Genomic DNA, 19326 nt, shown 5'->3' on the forward strand with positions numbered 1-19326 from the left:
AGGAGCAAAACCAACTGTTATTTGTCCTTTTGAGTGACTTGTTAGCTTTCGCTTTCTAATGCCTTATTTTCTTGCTCTTCTTTTAATTCAGAATCTTTCTCGAAATCAGGCACGTAATCATTGCCGTAGATCTCTTTATATGACTCTTTAAACTCATCTGTTTCCCGAAAGAATTTGAACACAGGCCATGCACGAAAACCTTCTTGTCCAATGCTAGATTTAATTTCGTCACTTTTCATCAATTTTGCAGCATCAGAATACTCTTCTCTCAATACATGAATAGACAGAGCGTATTTGGGATGAAAAACTTTCCATGGATCTTGTGATAAACCTTTTTCAAAATCTTTACATTGAAATTTTTGAGATACAGCCCTGTTTATTTTTGCAAAGTATAAATATTCAGAGTCTGTTGAACGCAGTTTTTCGGGAATTGCAAGATCGAATTCAGTTATAACTTCGGATAATGAATATTCACCTAAATTCATAAATTTTACTGCGAGGTTATTTAGTGCTTGATCTGCTTTCTCTATCTCGTCCTCAAATACTCTTCTATAAGACGCTTGCCCAATACGCAGTCCAATCTCAAAATACACAAGAAAAGCACTATTAAAGTAGTCTATATCTGAACCTAGGTTATCTCCGAGTGAACTTGATATTTTACAGCCAAAACCTTTACATTTATCTATATACTGGCTTGAAACCGTCCCACCTGTATGAACAAATAAATTGCGTCTTTCAGCGACCTCTAAGAATTCTTTGAGTTTTGTGAAGTTTTTCTCGATACCAATTTTTAATTTTTCATCAATGTATTGGATCTGTTTTTCATGAGAATCACGTAGTAGATCTTCTACTTCTTTATAAATAATGCCTTGAATGGCTTTATCTACTGATTTCAAAGCAATTAAATCTTTATAGCTGATAGTCTTGTCTGCTGAAATAACCCACTCAGGGTTTTGTTCAAGTATTAGCTTTAGAATTTTACCAAGGAACTCATCAAATCTTGATACCAGAGTTACTACTAATTGTTTTTCAAAAAGTTTTTCTGCCTTTTCAACTTTATTTATGTTGGCAGTTATATATTCAACATCTGTTCGTTTGAACTTTAAAGTAACTTTCTTTTTATCTTCATCATTTTGCTCAGAATTTGCAGTAGTTTCTTCTTCCTTTTTTTCCGAATCTGAAGCTGCGCCTGTTGTTTCTTCCTGTGGCTCACTAAGCTCTTCACTTGAAGGCTTAACCTTCTCTTCGCCTTTTTCTTTGGCTACTCTAAAGATTTCCGATAATGCGTCTTTCCTTTCTTTATCTTGGGCTTGTAAAACAGGTACAACACTCGCGTGCATTTCCCTTAAACATTCAAGATCTACTAGGTATTCATCAATGATTGAAAGCAATTGCTTATGTTTTGGTTTTTCTGGTTGTTTATTTTTTTCAGATGATACATTTGACATTTATGACACTCATTCCTAGAGAAAGCTAACAGCTTTTTAGCGCTACCTTGCAAGGTACGCTACCTTGTAAGGTAGGAGGCCAAGCATGTATAGACACACTAGTAAGACTCAAAAAAATTATCGTAAATCATACAGTAAAGTAAATTCTACTTCAGCACAATACGAACAAGGTGATGTATCTGTGCAATGTATTCCTGAGCTTCGAAGAGTGATTGAAATTACAGATTACGACAATGGAGTGCCAACTACGCACACGTTAGAGTTATATAAAACCAATCGTATTGACTGCTACAGAGTAATAGTCGATGGCAAGCTTTGGAAAGAACGTATTGGGTGGAGCAACATTCTTGAAGGCATTAGAAAAGCGCTACCAAGATTATCTAGAGAATGGTAAGCCTCTAGAACAGTAGACACTGTTCTAGAATTACTAAAATTAGGTCAACAGTCCAATACAAAGCAGAGCCAGTTCAGCCATGCGAAACAAGGAATGGGGCAAAAGCTTCTTAGCCTTTAACTCACTAGTCGTATCAAATGAAGTCCAATCGAAGAAGCGTTAGAGATAGGTGTAAGCGCGGTTTTGGCCCTTGGCGGCATGGATGCCGCCGTGGAGCGTATAGGGATATATTCACAGCGAGCCAAAAGAGCGCTTGCACATAAAGCCTGCGGCAGGCTATTAATTGCCATGAAGGTGCGTCTTCATAGCACATCAATAAATGAAAATACAGCCAGCCGCTACTCAAGCAAATGTCATTGTTCTTCATTTCAAGACCACCAAACTTTGGGGCAAAACCTGGTTAGCTTTTGAACCAGCAACTCACATCAAATACGGCTAAATCGAAGAGGCGTTAGATATAAGTGTAAGCGCGGTTTTGGCCTTCGAAATCATGGCCAAAAATATTCCCAACATTTTTCGGCATCCATACCTCTTTCGTTCGTAAGCACGAAGCTACGCTTCACTCACCGAGCCAAAAGAGCGCTTGCACATTAGCTCACCGCAGGTGATAGGTTGCCATGAAGGTACGCCTTCAACCCTCTTAACCAATAGCAATTCGGCCAAACACTAAATAAGAAACACAACAAACAAAAAAGGAGCTGACGTTAGTCAGCTCCTTTTCACATTAGCGCGATAAGTTAGCGCAGTTCCCAAGCGCGATAGCTCTTACCTTTAAGCTTGCCCTTGGTTATCTTGTTAAGGGCTTTATTGAGCACTTTGCGATCGACAGCAACATATGAGCGAAACTCGGTGATCTTAATCTTGCCCACTTCGGTGCCTTCGATGCCGTTGTCACCTGTGAGGCAACCTAAGATGTCGCCTGGACGAATTTTGTTTTTCTTACCGCCATCAATTTGAATAGTGACCATGCGTGGTTGGGGTGGGTAAGTGTCGAGCAGGCTTTCGCTTGGCAAGGCTTCGCCCAGAATGTCACGGCCAATTTCATCTTCAAGCAGTGCAATTTTGTAACCGTCTTCATGGTTAAAGAAGGTGTGCGCCGCCCCTTTGCTGCCCGCGCGGCCAGTACGGCCAATACGGTGAATGTGCACTTCGGTGTCGTAAGCAACATGGTAGTTAACCACCATATCGAGCGCATCGATATCGAGCCCGCGTGCGGCCACATCGGTAGCCACCATCACGCTGGCACTCTTGTTGGCAAATCGCAGTAACATCTGGTCGCGATCGCGCTGCTCTAAGTCGCCGTGCAGCGCCACAACGCTAAAGCCATCGTTAGCCAATTTCGCGGCCACATCTTTGGTTTCGCGTTTGGTATTACAAAACACCACGGCACTTTCTGGCTTGTGATGCAGTAGCAGCAGGCGCAGGGCTTTCATGCGATCGTTATTGTTACCGCACTCATAAAAATGCTGGTCAATGGTGTCACCGTCGTGCTTGCCTTCAACCTTGATCATCACAGGGTTGACCAAAAACTGCTCGCTGATGGTTTGAATTTGCTCTGGGAAAGTGGCGCTAAACAGCAAGGTTTGACGCTCACGCGGCACGGCGAGCATGATGGCGTCGAGCTCTTTTTGAAACCCCATCTCTAACATGCGATCGGCTTCATCAAGCACTAACATGTTGACGTTTTCAAGATCTAAACGACCGCGATCGAGATGATCGATAATACGACCCGGCGTCCCCACAATAATATGGGCACCATGTTCAAGCGAGCCAATTTGTGGCCCCATAGGCACGCCGCCACACAAGGTTAAAATTTTAATATTGTGGATGCCACGGGCCAGCGTTCGCAGATCGGCCGCCACTTGGTCGGCCAGCTCGCGGGTGGGGCACATCACCAAAGCTTGAATGCGAAAACGTTTCACATCCAATTTATTGAGTAATCCTAAGCCAAAGGCGGCGGTTTTCCCTGAGCCAGTTTTGCCTTGGCCAATCACATCTTCGCCGTTTAAGATGGCTGGCAAGCTTTTGGCTTGAATGGGGGTCATAGACTCAAAACCTATGGTGGTTAGGGTCTCAAGCAGTTCAGGTTTTAATGCCAGGCTGTTAAAAGCAGTTGCGGTGTTGTTGTCGGCTTGACTCACGGTATTTTCCTAGTCGGACAGCTGGGCTTGGCCGAGTATTAATCGCGCGTGCACAGCTAATCGAATTTAAAGCATGTCGATAGGCAAACCCAACACCCTCATATTACCGAATGCGTTAAGCCCTGCCCTGTATTGGCGGCGATTATAGCAATGTTTTAATCAAAGTGCGTTAGGCAAGTGTGGTTAAAAGGGTTTATCACTAAAAAGCCCCGACGCCGCGTGAATATTTACCTACGCGGCGCAGGGGCTTGAGATAACAGCTGTTAAGATAGCGGTTAAAAGAGTCGCGAGTTAAGCGGTGGCCAGCTCGGCCTCAGCTGTCACTTTTGCGTCCATGCGTTTAATCGCAGCGCCATAAATAATTAACGAGATTGCCGACACGCTGGCAATACCGGCAAACACGTACCAGATGTAATGGGCATGGGATGAGGCTTCAACCCAGGCAGCATGGTCACTAAAGGTGCGCGGATCGGGGCAGTAAGCCTCGAGTAAATATCCTGACAAACCAAAACCCAACAATGAGCTAATAAACGAATGCAGATGCGAGAAGCCTAAGTACAAGCCCTCTTCGCCCTTAGGTGCTTGCAGTGAAAAGTACTCCAAGAAACGCGGCGAAATAAAGCACTCCGCTAAGCCTTGAAACACAATGCCGATGATCATCATCGCCGCAATAGGATGCATGCCTAAAATGGTGTCAGTACCGGCAAACATATTGCCCGAGGCCATGAGTAGCGCCGATACAGGCATGATAAACATGCCTATGGTCATCGAAGAAAGTGCGCTGCGTTTTGCCATTAGCGTGGTCACTAGGCTCACACACAGAAACACCACCAGCGGATTAACGTTCGCATACCAAGAAGGGGAAGATCCTTCGCCCGCCATGCGCAGCACATATTTTGGCATGGTGGCATACAGCTGATGTTGCACCATCCAAAAACCAGAGATAATCACGGTAAGCGAAATCAAACGGCCATTAGACAGCACTTTCGTTAATGCTTGCCAAATTTGTCCCAGGCTCTTACCCGAGCGATTGTTATCTGTGCTCTTAAAGAACAGCAAAATGCTGATAAACGCCAGTAGCGTCATGCTAGCGGCAAAATAGTTGAGGTTAATTAATCCCAGATCGCCCATCGACTCGCGCAGCGGTTTAACCACAGTTTTACCGGAAAAAGCGCCGATATTAACCATCATATAAAAGATAGAAAAGCCCTTAGCGCGGGTCGCTGTGGTGGTCGATAGCGCAACCGTGCCGGTGATCACCGCCTTGATGAAGGAGCCACCAATCATGATGACGATTAAGATAGGGATGATCGCCCAGCGAATATCGGCTTCTCTCAAGCCATGGTAGACAGTGTCTTTACCGTATTCCACCAGCCCTTGGTTTTCTATTAGCATGGGGAAAATCGCTAATGAGGCATAACCTATGGTCAATAGACCAAACGCCAGCAACAAGGCGCCCCTAAAGCCTATCTTATCGGCTAAGGCACCGCTGAAGGTGGGTAAAAAGTAGAGACCCGCCGAGAAGGAGCCTGCCAACCACGCCGCTTCTACGTCGCTAAAGCCCAAGATACGAGACAAATACAAGGTGATGACGATAAACACGCCATAATAGGCGGCGCGTTCGAGCAGTTCGACGCCATTGGCGACCCAAAACATACGCGGAAAAGCCGTCTTAGTGTGAGTCGACGCAGCCGACTCGGTGGCTTTGGATGTAACTTTATTATTCATTTGATGTGATCCAAAAATAAAAAAAACACAACAAACTACCCCGCCGCGTACAACAAGGCAACACTTGCAACCTAAATGCCCCCCCATTTTATCAAGGTTGCGATACACACCACAGGCTCACCCCTCGCTTATGGGTTAAACCACTTGGCTCAGTGTCTGCGAGTGAGTCACTGTGGTTAATGAGCAATAGCTAAAAAGCAGTGGCGGAGCGAAGTAGCATTGGCGAAATAACATTGGCTAAATGGCAATGGCTAATATGACTATGACGAAACAACTAGGGATAAAAGATAGGGCATGCGCTAGCGATAACAGTCACATCACCAAGACGCGCAGCTTGAGGCGAAGTCAATTAAGGTTAAGTTAATTGTGGCTAAGTTAATTAAGCCTAAGTTATCGGCAAGCTTCCATTTAGCATCGCATCGCCGGTTATAAATCGGTATCCTAGGCGGCAAGATTTATCAGCCAGTAATTAACAACCCAATGACACAAGCCAATATCAGCAAAAGCCAACTTATCGAACAACTTGAACAATGGAAAAATCAGCAGATTTCAACTGAGCAGCTGCAAGACTGGATGGTGACTCACTATGATCCCGACGAAGTCACCATCGGCCTAGGTGAGTGCGAATGGACGGTCGAGGCGATGAACATAGTGATGAACGAATATGAAATCGCCAAGCTCGATAAGTGTCGCCAAGAGCAGGCGCAACTGGCTATCGATTTTATCAACAGCGATGAAGCACGCTTTAACCAGACGCGTCATCTGTTTTTATATGAAGGCTTTAAGGATTAAGCGTCAGATACAGTGCTAGGTGCCAGCGCCTAGCAGCACCTAGCTTAAGCTGTTTAAGGGCTTAAGTTATTTAAGGCTTAAACACCCCAATAACACCACCTGTCGCCTTAGCGGCAACCTCGGCTTCGGCTTGTTGCTCACGGTAATCACACTCGATGCACTCTACCGTTTCAACTCCTTGCTCTTTAAACAGTACGATACTGTCTACCGCTTTACACTTGGGGCACTTCGCGCCGGCGACAAAACGTTTCTTTACTCTGACTTTACTCACGTTGCGATTAACCTGTAGTCTGTAAATTAGCAATTCAATGGCGGCATTTTGCCATAAGCCAATCAAAAAGACTTCCATTAGTTAGAAATTGTTATTGCGAAACGGTGGCTAAAATAGGCGATTTTACGCTATTATCCTCAGCCAATTATCTCCATGCAGTATCAAGTCGACCTTAATGATCACCATTACTCAAGCACAACTTATTCGTGGTTCAAAAACCCTATTAGACGAAGCGTCACTGACCATCTATCCCGGCCATAAAGTCGGCTTAGTGGGCGCTAATGGCACGGGTAAGTCATCCTTGTTAGCGCTGATCCTCGGTCATTTAAGCTTAGATAAAGGCGAGTTTAGCCTTCCTAGTGGCTGGCAAATTGCCTCGGTGGCGCAGGAGACACCCGCGTTAGGTGTCAGCGCATTAGAATATGTGATTGACGGTGATAAAGAATATCGACAATTAGAGCAGGCACTGCATCAAGCCCAGCAAGATAACGACGGTAATGCCATTGCCTTGCTGCACGGCAAACTCGATGCCATCGGCGGCTATACCATTCAATCGCGCGCCGCCAGCTTATTGGCTGGCCTTGGCTTTGCCGAAGCCGATCAGCAAAATCCGGTTAAAAGTTTCTCGGGTGGTTGGCGCATGCGACTCAACTTGGCCCAAGCGCTACTGTGTCGCTCGGATCTGTTGCTGCTCGATGAACCCACCAACCACTTAGACTTAGACACCATGTATTGGCTTGAGGGGTGGATTAAGTCCTACCAAGGCACCTTGATTCTGATCAGTCACGACAGGGACTTTATCGACGCCATTGTGGATGAAATTGTCCATGTCGAACACCACAAACTCAACTATTACAAAGGCAATTACAGCGCCTTTGAACGCATTCGCGCCGAGCGGATGGCGCAGCAACAGGTGGCGTATGAGCGCCAACAAAAAGAGCGCTCGCACATGCAGTCGTTTGTTGACCGTTTTCGCTATAAGGCCAGTAAGGCTAAGCAGGCCCAGAGCCGCTTAAAGGCGCTCGAACGCATGGCTGAACTGCTGCCATCTAAAGCCGACAGCCCATTTTATATGGAGTTTAAAGCCCCCGACGCCCTGCCCAATCCTTTGGTGAAAATGGAGCAAGTCTCTGTAGGTTATGGCGATAAGGTGATTTTAAACCATGTTCACCTTAACTTGGTGCCCGGTGCGCGTATCGGCCTGCTCGGACGTAACGGCGCGGGTAAATCCACCCTGATAAAGTTATTGTCGGGCCAACTGCAACCGCTAAGCGGCATCTATGAAACCAACCCAGGACTTAACATAGGTTACTTTGCCCAGCATCAACTGGAGTTTTTACGCTTAGATGACTCACCGCTGCAACATTTAATGCGCCTTGCCCCCAACCATCGCGAGCAAGAGCTGCGTGATTTTCTGGGCGGATACGGCTTTAACGGTGACATGGCATTATCGCCAGTGCGGCCTTTTTCGGGTGGTGAAAAAGCCCGCTTGGTGTTAGCGCTCTTGGTATGGCAACGCCCTAACCTGCTGCTACTCGATGAGCCCACCAACCACTTAGATCTTGAGATGCGTCATGCGCTCACCATGGCACTGCAATCTTTCGAAGGGGCGATGATTATCGTCTCTCACGATAGGCACTTATTGCGCCTCAGTTGCAGCGACTACTACTTGGTGGATCAAGGTGAAGTGCGTAGCTTCGATGGCGATCTCGATGATTATCACCAATGGTTGCTCGATGCGGCCAAGAGCGATAATCACAACGAAGGCGTGAGCGAAGCTTCGCCTGCACAAGATAAAAAACTGCAAAAGCGCCTCGAAGCTGAGTTAAGACAAAAACTGTCGCCGCTGAAGAAAGTACAAACCAAACTGGAAAAACAGCAGCAAGAGTGCAGCGAACGCCTAAGCGAATTAGAAAACATGCTGGCCGACACCAGCCTGTATGATGCCGATAACAAGGCCAAGCTGACGGCGGTATTGAGCGAGCGAACCGAGCTGACCCAAGCATTGGAAGAGAGCGAAATGGAGTGGCTGGAACTGCAAGAACAGATTGAAGCGATGGAACAAAGCGTAACCGCACAAATCACCTAACTACAATCACTTAGCCATAACCACTTAACTATAACAGTCATCCAACTCCCTTGAGGCGGTTTATTCGCCTCAAGGCAGATTGCATCTAAGGCTAATGTTGGCGCTGAAGGCTTTCGCCAGCCACCAGCACGCACAAGTACTCAGCCAAAACTGGGGTAGTTCACGCTCGCTTATAACACCTGTTCATCGTAATCAAGTAGCACAAGGATCTGTCACCATGACGTGTTTAACCCAACTTCCCCCATCGCTTTGGCAAGACTGCGACTTACTCTATGCCCAGCAGCAGGCTGAGTACCTCAAGCTACAGGATGAACACGGGGTAAATGTTAACCTAGCGCTGTTGGCAACGTGGCTCGACAGCCATGACTACCTTATGCCTACTCAAAGCTGGCAACACCTCACCACACAGATAGCAAGCGTTGAGCTCAACTTGCTCCAGCCCTATCGTCACCTGCGAAAACTCAGTAAAGGCCATCTCGCCCCCGATGAGTATCAGCAGATGTTGACGGCGGAACTGATGTTAGAGCGCAAGGTGCAAAAATTGATTTTGCACACCCCAAGCTTACTGCAATCCTCACCCCATGCCGATAACCTAGCCCGCTATTTGAGCCTGTTCGATATGGATATTGGCGAGCACTTGGCGCGCATATCCAACAGGTAACTTATCTCTGCGGCATTGACGCTCAGCCATCGGGCGTTGATATGCCAGAGGTTAACCGCTGCGCTAACGCGGTGGCATTTTTAGCCGTAATCGCATAAATCGACAGTTGAGGATTGGCCCCTAAACTGGTGGGAAAGATTGAACCATCCATCACCGACAAGTTATCGAAATAGTGCGATTGCCCCTGACTATTGACCATCGCCATTGCCGGGTCCTCACCCATTGGACAACCGCCCATGACATGCGCCGACGCGACGATGGTTTTCAGTGGTGCTAAGGGCATCTCGGCAATCGCTTGTTTCGCCTCGGCCCAGCTCGACAACAGCCCCATACCCTCACTCATGGGCAGCACTTGCTTTGCGCCCGCCGCAAATTGCAGCTCTGCCATGCTGGCAAAGGCACGCCGCGCTGCCCCCCAAAACGCCTCGTTAAGCGGATAATCGAGATTAAAGCCATTATCGGTTAGCTGCACTTGGCCCCCCTGACTGTCATGATGATAACCATCGCGCACCAGCGCTATGGTCACCTGCAGTTGATTAAACTCGGCCATTAACTGCGCATGACTCTGGCCATATCCTAAGGTTTTAGAAGCAATTAACACCGGGTGGATCGGCGGTACCTCAAGCTTATAACCTAGCTCGCCTGAAGCGCCATTTTGCCACACAAATTGGTCAGAATAGATAGATTGCGGCGCGCCGCTGTGGCCATTAATCGCATCGTTAAACAGTGCACCACTGAGTAAGGTGGGATGTAAAAAGGTGCGTTTGCCGATGAGTTGATAAGGATCGGGCAGTTTTGAGCGCAGCATCAAGGTTGGGGTATGTATGGCACCGGCGCTTAAAATATAATGCTTGGCCTTAAACAGTACTTCGACCCCCGTCGGCGTGAGGGTGTCATTCAGCGCCTGCGCTTTTAAGGCAAATACTTGCTGCTTGTGGTGCTCAATTTTAGTCACTTTCACTCGACTGACTAACGTCGCCCCTTGGGATAGCGCCGCCGGAATGGTGGTCACTAACATCGACTGCTTGGCATTGACTGGGCAGCCCATGCCGCAATAACCTGTGTTCCAGCAGCCCGCCACGTTACGCTTGATCACTGTGTGCTGCCAGCCTAGGGCTTCACAGCCGCGCTTGAGCGCCAGGTTATTGTTATTAGGCTCAATAGCCCACTCACTGATATTGAGTCGCTGCTCCATCTGCTCAAACCAAGGCGCTAAAGTCTCGCTTGTCAGGCCGCTCACCGATTTTTCAGCAGCCCAAAAGCGCAGGGCCTCGTCAGGGGTACGAATCGATGTGGTCCAGTTGATGGTGGTTGAGCCACCTACGGCGCGCCCCTGAAAAATGCCTATCGCCTTATCTTTGGTTTTCATCGAGGCCGCTTGTTGGTACAAGTTAGGATAGGCACGGCGCTCTTCCATATTGAAACTCTCTGAGGACTTGAGCGGCCCCGCCTCGATGATGATCACCGATAAACCGGCTTGGGTAAGGATCTCCGCCGATACACCGCCACCAGCGCCGCTGCCCACAATCACGACATCGGCTTCTAACGTGGTGGGCGCGTCAAGATGGCTGCCATCGATGTGATGCCATCCGCTTGCTAAGCCTTCTACTATGGGGTCTGGTATCGCCAATGTCTGGCCTCCGTACTAATGCTGCTGTAACCCTTGTTTAAGGGTGGATTATGGTATCAATACGCAGCGAACGGTTATCGTTAGCCACATGAGTGAGCCCGGAGGTTTAGCCAAACAAGGCAGGTTTTTGGTAATTCAGCCGCGACCAATGCTCTGGGCAAGCGTAATAACTGGCCATTATCAACTCCCTTAAACCTTGATATGCGGTGATCATCATATCTAAATAACTGTTTCGCCAACTTTCTAACATGGCAATCAGTTGCGCTGGGCTACGCAGTAACAGTGGCGTCATGCTCCCGGTGAGCAACAACATGCCAAGTCGCGATTCCAGCAGATTCAGTAACTGCTCTAGCTCGGCTTGCGCATCAATAGGCAGCAGTGCCATAGTGTCGCTAATAGCATCTAGAGTGCGATTTTGCGCGGCAATTCGCAGCGAATCAGTTTGCGGCAGTGCGCCATCTAATACCACTGGCAGCAGCAAACTGAACAACAGGCGGTGGTGACGGTCGAGTGCTTTATTGACTTGCACATAAGGCGGGCGATAAAGAGTGACACCTAAAGCCAACGCCCCAGTGCCTACGAGCGCCGTAGCCAAAAAGGTTCGTCTGTTCATGTTCTCTCTCCTGCATTGCCCTAATCGACCTGTAGAGGCTTAAATTCGGCACCACTTTCTGTGGTACACTTATCGACACTTACAATAATTAAACACATGTTTTAATATTCAGCAACAGCCAATGATGACGCAACCACAATTTTCTCCCCCTTGGTGGGCTAAAAACCCACATATTCAGACGATATTACCGGTGCTGACAAAAGTGGATGGCCCTGCGCTAACACGCCAACGCCTCGAACTCGATGATGGTGACTTTATCGATGTTGATTTTTTAGGTGAGCCCAAGGCTAATCAAGCCATTGTGGTCTTGGTGCATGGCTTAGAAGGCAGCGCCGATTCCCACTATATCAGGCGCCTACTTAACCGCTTAGCCAGTATGCAGGTATGCGCCGTGGTGCATCATCATCGCAGCTGCTCTGGGGTGAGTAATCGCTTGGCCCGCAGTTATCACAGCGGCGATACCCAAGATTTACAGGCCACCCTTAGCATGCTTAAGCAGCATTATCCCACCAGCCCCTTATTGGCCGTCGGCTATAGCTTAGGGGGCAATGTGCTGGCAAAATATTTGGGGGAACGTGCCGATAACAGCTTAATTGAACGGGGGATTATCGTCTCGGCGCCACTGCAATTGGGCGCTTGCGCCACTAGGCTGAAAAGCGGTTTTTCAAAAGTGTATCAAACTTACCTTATTAAACAGTTACAGCAAAAAGTGCGTGAAAAACTCGATATGCCCTCCTTGCAGGGCCAGATGCCAGTGTCCCATGCCGATATTGCACTTTTAACGACCTTCCATCTGTTTGACGATCGGGTTACCGCCCCCTTACACGGCTTTAGCGGCGTAGCCGATTATTATCAACGCGCCAGCGGCCTGGCCTATCTGAGTAAAATTACCAAGCCGACACTGGTGATCCACGCTAAAGACGATCCCTTTATGAATGATGAGGTGATCCCCAATGCCTGTGAGCTGGCGAGCGCGGTGCAGTATGAGCTGCATCATAATGGCGGCCATGTGGGCTTTATCGACGGCGGTACGCCACTAAAACCGCAATATTATTTAGAAAAACGTATCACCCATTTTCTGTTCGACATAGGACAATAAACCATGTTGGTGCCTTACTCTGCGTTACAACAACTGCCCAGTGATACATTGGATAACTTAATCAAAGAATTTTTATTCACTCAGATGGAAGATGGCAGTTTTGCTGCCCTCGATGACGCGGCAATGTCTACGGCGATACGTCAATGCCAGCAGGCACTAGCGCGCAATGAACTGGTCGTCGAGTACAGTGAAGAGGATGAATCGATTGCGATTCGTCACAAAGACAATACCTTAGCCAAATCAACAGAAGATTGACCTGCACAGGGTCTGTACCGTATAACTATTGCTTCACTGCTGCTTAGCAGACCGTGACTACTTCAGCGTTTTTAGGTAAATAAATGTCAGCCAAACACCCGATAATTGCCGTGACGGGCTCCTCTGGAGCCGGCACCACCACGACCACGACTGCGTTCAGCCATATATTCCGCCAACTGGGGATCAACGCGGCGGTGATCGAGGGAGACAGCTTTCATCACTATACCCGTCCCGAGATGGAACTGAAGATCCGCCAATCGCAACACGACAGCAAAAATATCAGCTATTTTGGCCCAGAAGCCAATGACTTTAAGAAACTAGAGCAGTGTTTTCGAGATTATGGCGCAACGGGCCAAGGCGAGACCCGCTCCTACCTACACACTTTTGATGAGGCAGTGCCTTTTAATCAGATGCCCGGCACCTTTACCCAGTGGCGACCGCTACCCGACAACACCGACATGCTCTATTACGAAGGGTTACACGGTGGGGTGGTCACCGATGAGTGCAATGTGGCGCAACATGTGGATCTGCTAATCGGCATGGTCCCCATTGTTAATTTAGAGTGGATCCAGAAGATCATTCGCGATACCTCTGAACGTGGCCATAGCCGCGAGAAAGTGATGGGCTCAATTGTGCGCAGCATGGACGATTATATTAACCATATGACGCCCCAGTTCTCACGCACCCATATTAACTTTCAGCGCGTGCCCACCGTCGATACCTCTAATCCTTTTAGCGCCAAAACCATCCCCAGCTTAGATGAAAGTTTTGTGGTGATCCGCTTTCGCGGTATCAACAACGTCGACTTTCCCTATTACCTTAAGATGATCGATGGTTCATTTATGTCTCGTATCAATACCTTGGTAGTGCCTGGCGGTAAAATGTCACTGGCGATGGAGCTGATTTTGAATCCGCTTATCCGCGATCTACAAGAAAAAAGACAACAGCTACTCGATTTAGATAATGAATAATGGCGTAGCTTAAGCTTCGTTTAAGTCAGTCCACGTAGAATCTCACTCATCGGGATTTCAGGCGAAAGACTGATAGTTAGTATACTCTTGGGAGTGAATTCCCCCATCTTGATCTGTTTGCTTCCTTGAGTATGCTAGCGCACCATCCCCCACTGTAAGTTATTGCTCACGATACCTTAGTACACCATTCTTCAGTAAGTACGGCTTGTCATTTATGCTGTAACCCAACCCATTTGTATCCACACCAGCCTATTTATATCCACATAAGTGCTCACTACATCGGCTCGTGAATACCTGCCTATTATTGAATTCGGTTTTTAATACCCTGGGGATTGCTGCCGTCATTTAGACTCAAAAGTAACAATTCGGCTTGAGCTCAAGCAATACGCCGCTTCGCCTTGTTTAATATGCGCTGCAGCGGATGCACTTGCGCATATTTGCAAGCGGCAGCCAAGCTCACTGCAGACTATAAGGGTAAAGCTTCGCGGTAAGGTTTTTGCTGCTGATAATGCTGCAAGCGCAACTGAAACTCATCAAAACGATGTTGGTCTGCCATCTGTTTAAGCGCATGTATAGCTTGTTGCTGGATATTAACCGCAGCATTAAAGTCACCCATTTCGGCGTACGCCGCCGCAAGGTTATCTAAATGAGTCGGATCTTGGTTATTGGCAGCAACTAGACCCTTAGCGATAGCCATCGCCTTATCACCGTTACGATGTTCAGATTCGGGACATGTGGATAATATCCACGCCGCATTGCCCAGCGCCACGTTATCACCCACGGCAAGAAAGTAATCGACCGCCTTACCGCAATTACGTACTACGCCATGACCACCTGATGCATAAATAAAGCCTAAACGAAATTTAGCCCGTGTATCGCCTTGAGCCGCTAATTGTTGATACCAGCGTTCGGCTTGGGCTAAATCTTTATCGATAAGCTTACCATCGAAGGAGAGATCGGCAATGGTTTGTGCCGCTTTGAGGTGGCCTTGCTCTGCGGCGCGAATGATCCATTGTTGCCCTAGAGAGGCATCTTGTGAGACAAAACGTCCCGATACATACATCAAACCCAACAAGTATTGGGCTTCGGAGTCGCCTTGAACCGCTTTGAGTTGGATATGAGCCAACTTACTCGCCGCTTGCGCTTGCGCCGTGGCTGGAATCGAAAATGCGAACGCCCCATGGCTTACCGCGCTGCCAAACAATAAACTGGCGGTTATCATCCACGTATTGATCTTCATGGTTCACTTCTCCCAAATCAAACAACTCAATTGGCCAACCAAACCGACCGTTAAAGCAATAAACGTTCACTGATAAGACAAATACAGCAACCCATAAAACCTAGTGGCGTAACCAGCCATCGGCACTGGGTGCCATACCGAAATCGCTAGGGACGTTAACTAGAGGCATTAAAAAGCCTACTAACACCAACAGCGACATAGACCGATAACGTTAACAATAATCGCCACGCTAAGTCGAGATAAATCGTCGCATAGGCAACGCTCTTTAAACAAAATTGACAATAGCGCCTAACCAACGCTATCTAAGCGTAAATAACGGCATAGAGAATCGGCTCAAGCAGTTGGTGTGATGCATACAGCATTGTTAGGCAAATAGCGTCGACTTAACACGGTAATAGTTGACATATATTACTAATGTATCATTATAAAGTCCGATATTTACAATACGGTAAAATCTGCTTATTGGGTTGCAAATTTGTCGCAAAGTTTGATCTCTCACGAGGTTTTTTCTGCTCAATTGACGTAATCTACTTATTTAGCATATTCTTGTATTTACATTAATTCAGTCGAGGAACACAGGCATGGCTCTGATTGGTAAGCCTAAACCGGATCCAACTTTGGAATGGTTTTTATCACACTGTCACATTCATAAATATCCAGCCAAAAGCACACTGATCCATGCTGGTGAAGACTCAGATACGCTGTACTACATCGTTAAAGGCTCTGTTGCAGTATTAATCAAAGATGAAGAAGGTAAAGAGATGATCCTCTCTTACCTTAACCAAGGCGACTTTATTGGTGAATTAGGCTTGTTTGAAGAACAAGCTGAACGTACCGCTTGGGTTCGCGCTAAGCAGGCGTGTGAGATCGCCGAGATCTCGTACAAGAAGTTTAAGCAATTGATCCAGGTTAATCCTGAGATCTTGATGAAACTCTCTTCGCAAATGGCTTACCGCCTGCACAGTACCAGCCAGAAAGTGGGCGATTTAGCTTTCCTTGATGTTGCTGGTCGCATTGCGCAAACCTTACTGCACCTAGCTAAACAGCCTGATGCGATGACCCATCCTGACGGTATGCAGATTAAGATCACTCGTCAAGAGATTGGCCAGATTGTGGGCTGTTCACGTGAAACTGTGGGCCGAATCCTAAAAATGCTTGAAGAGCAAAATCTTATCCAGGCGCACGGTAAAACTATCGTAGTTTATGGTACTCGCTAAGCTAGCGTTAAGTTAGATTTAATAGATCTTCGCTAAAGTGGCCTGACATTATGTCAGGCCACTTTTTTTAGGACAGCATTAGTGAAACCCATCTACATTGCTAGTGCATTCATCCTCTATCTCTTTTCGCTCGCCTCGCTATCAGCCACGCCACTTACCGAACTTGAGCACAATCAAGCCCAAAAACTGGTCAGCGATGGTAAAATACTCCCCCTCGATGTAGTACTAGCCAAAGTCGAAAGCTATTGCAGCGTTAAACTGCTCGACGCCCATTTGTATCAAGCTCAAGGACAATGGCATTACCATCTGCAACTTAGAAGTCTGCAAGGAGAATTAATCTCGCTGAAGATGGATGCCACCACTGGCGAACCAAGAAACACTGCGGAACTGCCCACTCATTGCCAATACGACAAAAAATAACACAGCGCTACATGGCCTCTTGGAAAAGGTGTATGATTTATGCCAATCGCATTAATTATCGGGTCATGCTTGATGGTTAAGATGCGCTGCTACAAGGTATAAGTTTACAAGCAAAGTAAATCGTTATTTCAACTCGCACCTTGTATAGCTCGTTTTTTTATCAACAAATAGATCACTTATTCAATTTTATTGGTATTAATAACTAGGCTAGATAATGCTTAGAAACAATCATTTTTTGAGCAACTCCAACCAGAAATGATCACCCAAACAGGTAAATCCATATATGAAATTGCTGCTCGTTGAAGACAACACCCTCTTAGTTGCCGAGCTGGAAAAACAGCTGAAACAAGCGGGTTACGTTACCGATATCACCGATAAAGCCGCAGAAGCCGACTACCTTATCAAAGAGACCAATTATGATTGCGTGATCCTCGACATTGGTTTGCCTGATGGTAATGGCTTATTGTTACTACAAAATTGGCGTAATCAAGGGGTTAACACACCAGTCATTATGCTGACGGCTCGCAGTCAATGGCACGAAAAAGTAGAAGGCTTTAATGCTGGCGCCGATGATTACTTAGGTAAACCGTTTCATACTCAGGAGCTGTTGGCCCGCATCAATGCGCTGATCAACCGTGCCCACGGCAAGGCCAGTACTCCCACTAAAGAACTCAGCTTCGAGGGGGTGACTTTAGATGAAGGCCAGCAAAGCGTCAGCGTTGGCGAGCAACATTTTGAATTGACCGCCATGGAGTTTCGCTTACTGAAGATTTTTTTGATGTCGCCGAAAAAGCTGCTATCAAAAGCGCAGCTGACCGACAAACTGTATCAATTTGATGACGAGAAAGAGAGTAATGTGGTTGAGGTTTACGTGACCCATCTGCGTAAAAAACTGGGCAAAACCGCCATCGAAACGCGCCGCGGACAAGGGTATATTTTTCACGGCTTAAAACAATGATCTCCATTCGCACCAAGCTGAGCCTGTGGTTATCAGGCTTGGTGATCATCTCAACCTTTGTTGCCATCGTCATTTTTGAGTCGATGCTCAGGCAAGCGTTTCATGACTCGATTATTGACCGTCTCGAAGAGGATTTACAGCAGGTATTACTGGCGATTCAATTCGATAACGGCAACATCAGCATAGATCAAAGCCAACTATCGAGCTTCTACAAACCTGTCTATTCGGGCCGCTATTATCAACTTAATATGGATCATATCGAGCTCAGATCCCGCTCCTTATGGGATCAACGCCTCGATATTCGCCCCTTAACCAAAGGGGAAACCCGAGTCTGGCAGACCAAAGGGCCGCAAAATCACGACATCCAACTGCTCTCTTTAGGCCTAAGCAGTGAGACCGCCTTAGTACAGGCCACCATTACAGTCGCCCAAGACTTGAGTATTGGCCGCCAAGTCTTCACTCAAGTTTATGGCACCAAACTGGGGGTCAACTTAGCCATGCTGCTGGCCATGATCGCGGGGATTTTTATCGTATTAAGGCAATCTTTTAAACCGATAAATGATATGCAACAAGCCTTGATTAAACTGCGCGGCGGAGAAATAACCTCTTTAGATGTCAACAAGATCCCTCCAGAGCTTGCCCCACTAGCCACCACCTATAACGAGCTTTTGCAATACTCAAGCAAGCAGATGGAACGCAGTCGTAATAATTTGGGTAATCTTAGTCATGGCTTAAAAACCCCGCTGGCGGTGATGCAGCAGCAAGTTGAAGCTTTGGGGCTAAAAGACCCTGACTCGGCCATGGCATTGCAAAAGCAACTCGATCTTATTCATAAAATGATAGAGCGCAAACTGGCGGCGGCGCGGATCACTGGCGACATGCTACCGGCGGCGCAGATGCAGCTGCCCAAAGATCTACATGATCTGTGTCAGACCTTAAATAAGGTTCACCATGGCAAACAGATACAGAGTCAATTTGCCATTGATGACAGTATCAACCGCTTGCCGATACACCGGGAAGATGGCATGGAGCTGATTGGCAACCTGCTCGATAATGCCTTTAAATGGGCTAAATCGACAGTGTCTGTTTGCGTGAAGAGGGCAACAGCACAAAATGACGATAAGCAGCTTATATTAACCATCGAAGACGATGGCTGTGGTGTCGATAGTGATCAGCTGTCATTGCTTACTCACAGAGGGACTCGTTTAGATGAGAGCATCATAGGTCATGGCCTAGGGCTCTCGATAGTGAAAGACATTGCCGAGCAGTATGAGATTGACCTTAGTTTTGAGCACAGTGACACCCTTGACGGCTTAAAAATTCAGTTACGCTTTACGCCGCAATAACCCTGCCGTTTGTTCCATTATAATGAGTAGCATTAAGCCAATAAAAAAGCCGA

Annotated in this window: 18 protein-coding genes; 11 read left to right on the top strand and 7 right to left on the bottom strand. The window is 47.2% G+C overall.

Annotation, left to right across the window (positions count from 1 at the left end; all coding sequences use genetic code 11):
• Positions 1-41 precede the first annotated feature (41 nt).
• Positions 42-1448, bottom strand: coding sequence for a hypothetical protein (locus tag AC5YB1_RS16310; RefSeq protein WP_494520028.1), 1407 nt, complete (start codon positions 1446-1448; stop codon positions 42-44).
• An 85-nt stretch (positions 1449-1533) separates the two neighbouring features.
• Here AC5YB1_RS16310 and AC5YB1_RS16315 point away from each other — a divergent pair, with 85 nt between their 5' ends.
• Positions 1534-1842 carry a hypothetical protein gene (locus AC5YB1_RS16315; protein ID WP_115407322.1) on the top strand — a complete coding sequence of 103 codons (309 nt, stop codon included), beginning with the start codon at positions 1534-1536 and terminating at the stop codon, positions 1840-1842.
• Positions 1843-2579: 737 nt separating this feature from the next.
• Here AC5YB1_RS16315 and dbpA read toward each other — a convergent pair.
• Together dbpA and AC5YB1_RS16325 are read right to left on the bottom strand one after the other, a co-directional pair.
• Positions 2580-3983: an ATP-dependent RNA helicase DbpA gene (dbpA, locus tag AC5YB1_RS16320; protein WP_494520029.1), complete on the bottom strand. Its 1404-nt coding sequence runs from the start codon at positions 3981-3983 to the stop codon at positions 2580-2582.
• Between the two features lie 291 nt (positions 3984-4274).
• Positions 4275-5711 (bottom strand): MFS transporter, encoded by a 1437-nt coding sequence (locus AC5YB1_RS16325; RefSeq protein WP_494520030.1) that lies wholly within the window; start codon positions 5709-5711, stop codon positions 4275-4277.
• A 480-nt stretch (positions 5712-6191) separates the two neighbouring features.
• Between AC5YB1_RS16325 and AC5YB1_RS16330 the strand changes: the two genes are divergently transcribed.
• Positions 6192-6503 carry a hypothetical protein gene (locus AC5YB1_RS16330; protein ID WP_119977604.1) on the top strand — a complete coding sequence of 104 codons (312 nt, stop codon included), beginning with the start codon at positions 6192-6194 and terminating at the stop codon, positions 6501-6503.
• Between the two features lie 70 nt (positions 6504-6573).
• Here AC5YB1_RS16330 and AC5YB1_RS16335 read toward each other — a convergent pair whose 3' ends face one another.
• Positions 6574-6774 carry a YheV family putative zinc ribbon protein gene (locus AC5YB1_RS16335; protein ID WP_494521663.1) on the bottom strand — a complete coding sequence of 67 codons (201 nt, stop codon included), beginning with the start codon at positions 6772-6774 and terminating at the stop codon, positions 6574-6576.
• A 175-nt stretch (positions 6775-6949) separates the two neighbouring features.
• Between AC5YB1_RS16335 and AC5YB1_RS16340 the strand changes: the two genes are divergently transcribed.
• Both AC5YB1_RS16340 and AC5YB1_RS16345 read left to right on the top strand, forming a co-directional pair.
• Positions 6950-8863, top strand: a complete 1914-nt coding sequence (locus AC5YB1_RS16340) for an ABC transporter ATP-binding protein (protein WP_494520031.1) — start codon at positions 6950-6952, stop codon at positions 8861-8863.
• Positions 8864-9080: 217 nt separating this feature from the next.
• A complete protein-coding gene (locus AC5YB1_RS16345; protein ID WP_494520032.1) occupies positions 9081-9524 on the top strand; it encodes a TIGR02444 family protein in 444 nt (147 codons plus the stop codon).
• Between the two features lie 22 nt (positions 9525-9546).
• Here AC5YB1_RS16345 and AC5YB1_RS16350 read toward each other — a convergent pair whose 3' ends face one another.
• Complete coding sequence (locus tag AC5YB1_RS16350; protein ID WP_494520033.1) at positions 9547-11154, bottom strand: GMC family oxidoreductase; 1608 nt, start codon at positions 11152-11154, stop codon at positions 9547-9549.
• A 106-nt stretch (positions 11155-11260) separates the two neighbouring features.
• Positions 11261-11767, bottom strand: coding sequence for a twin-arginine translocation signal domain-containing protein (locus tag AC5YB1_RS16355; protein ID WP_494520034.1), 507 nt, complete (start codon positions 11765-11767; stop codon positions 11261-11263).
• Between the two features lie 124 nt (positions 11768-11891).
• Here AC5YB1_RS16355 and AC5YB1_RS16360 point away from each other — a divergent pair, with 124 nt between their 5' ends.
• From AC5YB1_RS16360 to AC5YB1_RS16370, 3 genes are all read left to right on the top strand, one after another.
• Positions 11892-12866 carry a hydrolase gene (locus AC5YB1_RS16360; protein WP_494521664.1) on the top strand — a complete coding sequence of 325 codons (975 nt, stop codon included), beginning with the start codon at positions 11892-11894 and terminating at the stop codon, positions 12864-12866.
• A gap of 3 nt (positions 12867-12869) precedes the next feature.
• A complete protein-coding gene (locus AC5YB1_RS16365) occupies positions 12870-13121 on the top strand; it encodes a YheU family protein (protein WP_494520035.1) in 252 nt (83 codons plus the stop codon).
• A gap of 83 nt (positions 13122-13204) precedes the next feature.
• Positions 13205-14092: a phosphoribulokinase gene (locus AC5YB1_RS16370; protein WP_494520036.1), complete on the top strand. Its 888-nt coding sequence runs from the start codon at positions 13205-13207 to the stop codon at positions 14090-14092.
• Positions 14093-14558: 466 nt separating this feature from the next.
• Here the strand turns inward: AC5YB1_RS16370 and AC5YB1_RS16375 are convergent, their stop codons facing one another.
• Positions 14559-15332, bottom strand: a complete 774-nt coding sequence (locus tag AC5YB1_RS16375) for an SEL1-like repeat protein (protein WP_494520037.1) — start codon at positions 15330-15332, stop codon at positions 14559-14561.
• Positions 15333-15913: 581 nt separating this feature from the next.
• Between AC5YB1_RS16375 and crp the strand changes: the two genes are divergently transcribed.
• The 4 genes from crp to AC5YB1_RS16395 all read left to right on the top strand — a co-directional run bounded on the left by crp (position 15914) and on the right by AC5YB1_RS16395 (position 19273).
• Positions 15914-16549, top strand: coding sequence for a cAMP-activated global transcriptional regulator CRP (gene crp, locus AC5YB1_RS16380; RefSeq protein WP_012156707.1), 636 nt, complete (start codon positions 15914-15916; stop codon positions 16547-16549).
• An 81-nt stretch (positions 16550-16630) separates the two neighbouring features.
• Entirely contained in the window at positions 16631-16969 is a 339-nt protein-coding gene (locus AC5YB1_RS16385; protein WP_494520038.1) for a PepSY domain-containing protein, read from the top strand.
• A 283-nt stretch (positions 16970-17252) separates the two neighbouring features.
• Positions 17253-17927, top strand: coding sequence for a response regulator (locus tag AC5YB1_RS16390; protein WP_494520039.1), 675 nt, complete (start codon positions 17253-17255; stop codon positions 17925-17927).
• On the top strand, positions 17924-19273 hold the full coding sequence (locus AC5YB1_RS16395; protein ID WP_494520040.1) for an ATP-binding protein: 1350 nt from the start codon (positions 17924-17926) through the stop codon (positions 19271-19273). The genes AC5YB1_RS16390 and AC5YB1_RS16395 overlap by 4 nt, the downstream gene beginning before the upstream one ends.
• The last annotated feature ends 53 nt before the right edge of the window (positions 19274-19326 follow it).

Source organism: Shewanella sp. 433 (assembly GCF_059338565.1).

What these genes read in the sequence shown, in the direction of transcription:
- AC5YB1_RS16370 (WP_494520036.1), top strand. Translation starts at nt 13,205, where the DNA reads ATGTCAGCCAAACACCCGATAATTGCCGTGACGGGCTCCTCTGGAGCC.
- AC5YB1_RS16310 (WP_494520028.1), bottom strand. Translation starts at nt 1,448, where the DNA reads ATGTCAAATGTATCATCTGAAAAAAATAAACAACCAGAAAAACCAAAA.
- AC5YB1_RS16360 (WP_494521664.1), top strand. Translation starts at nt 11,892, where the DNA reads ATGACGCAACCACAATTTTCTCCCCCTTGGTGGGCTAAAAACCCACAT.
- AC5YB1_RS16345 (WP_494520032.1), top strand. Translation starts at nt 9,081, where the DNA reads ATGACGTGTTTAACCCAACTTCCCCCATCGCTTTGGCAAGACTGCGAC.
- AC5YB1_RS16325 (WP_494520030.1), bottom strand. Translation starts at nt 5,711, where the DNA reads ATGAATAATAAAGTTACATCCAAAGCCACCGAGTCGGCTGCGTCGACT.
- AC5YB1_RS16330 (WP_119977604.1), top strand. Translation starts at nt 6,192, where the DNA reads ATGACACAAGCCAATATCAGCAAAAGCCAACTTATCGAACAACTTGAA.
- AC5YB1_RS16375 (WP_494520037.1), bottom strand. Translation starts at nt 15,332, where the DNA reads ATGAAGATCAATACGTGGATGATAACCGCCAGTTTATTGTTTGGCAGC.
- AC5YB1_RS16315 (WP_115407322.1), top strand. Translation starts at nt 1,534, where the DNA reads ATGTATAGACACACTAGTAAGACTCAAAAAAATTATCGTAAATCATAC.
- AC5YB1_RS16390 (WP_494520039.1), top strand. Translation starts at nt 17,253, where the DNA reads ATGAAATTGCTGCTCGTTGAAGACAACACCCTCTTAGTTGCCGAGCTG.
- crp (WP_012156707.1), top strand. Translation starts at nt 15,914, where the DNA reads ATGGCTCTGATTGGTAAGCCTAAACCGGATCCAACTTTGGAATGGTTT.
- AC5YB1_RS16340 (WP_494520031.1), top strand. Translation starts at nt 6,950, where the DNA reads ATGATCACCATTACTCAAGCACAACTTATTCGTGGTTCAAAAACCCTA.
- AC5YB1_RS16395 (WP_494520040.1), top strand. Translation starts at nt 17,924, where the DNA reads ATGATCTCCATTCGCACCAAGCTGAGCCTGTGGTTATCAGGCTTGGTG.
- AC5YB1_RS16365 (WP_494520035.1), top strand. Translation starts at nt 12,870, where the DNA reads ATGTTGGTGCCTTACTCTGCGTTACAACAACTGCCCAGTGATACATTG.
- AC5YB1_RS16355 (WP_494520034.1), bottom strand. Translation starts at nt 11,767, where the DNA reads ATGAACAGACGAACCTTTTTGGCTACGGCGCTCGTAGGCACTGGGGCG.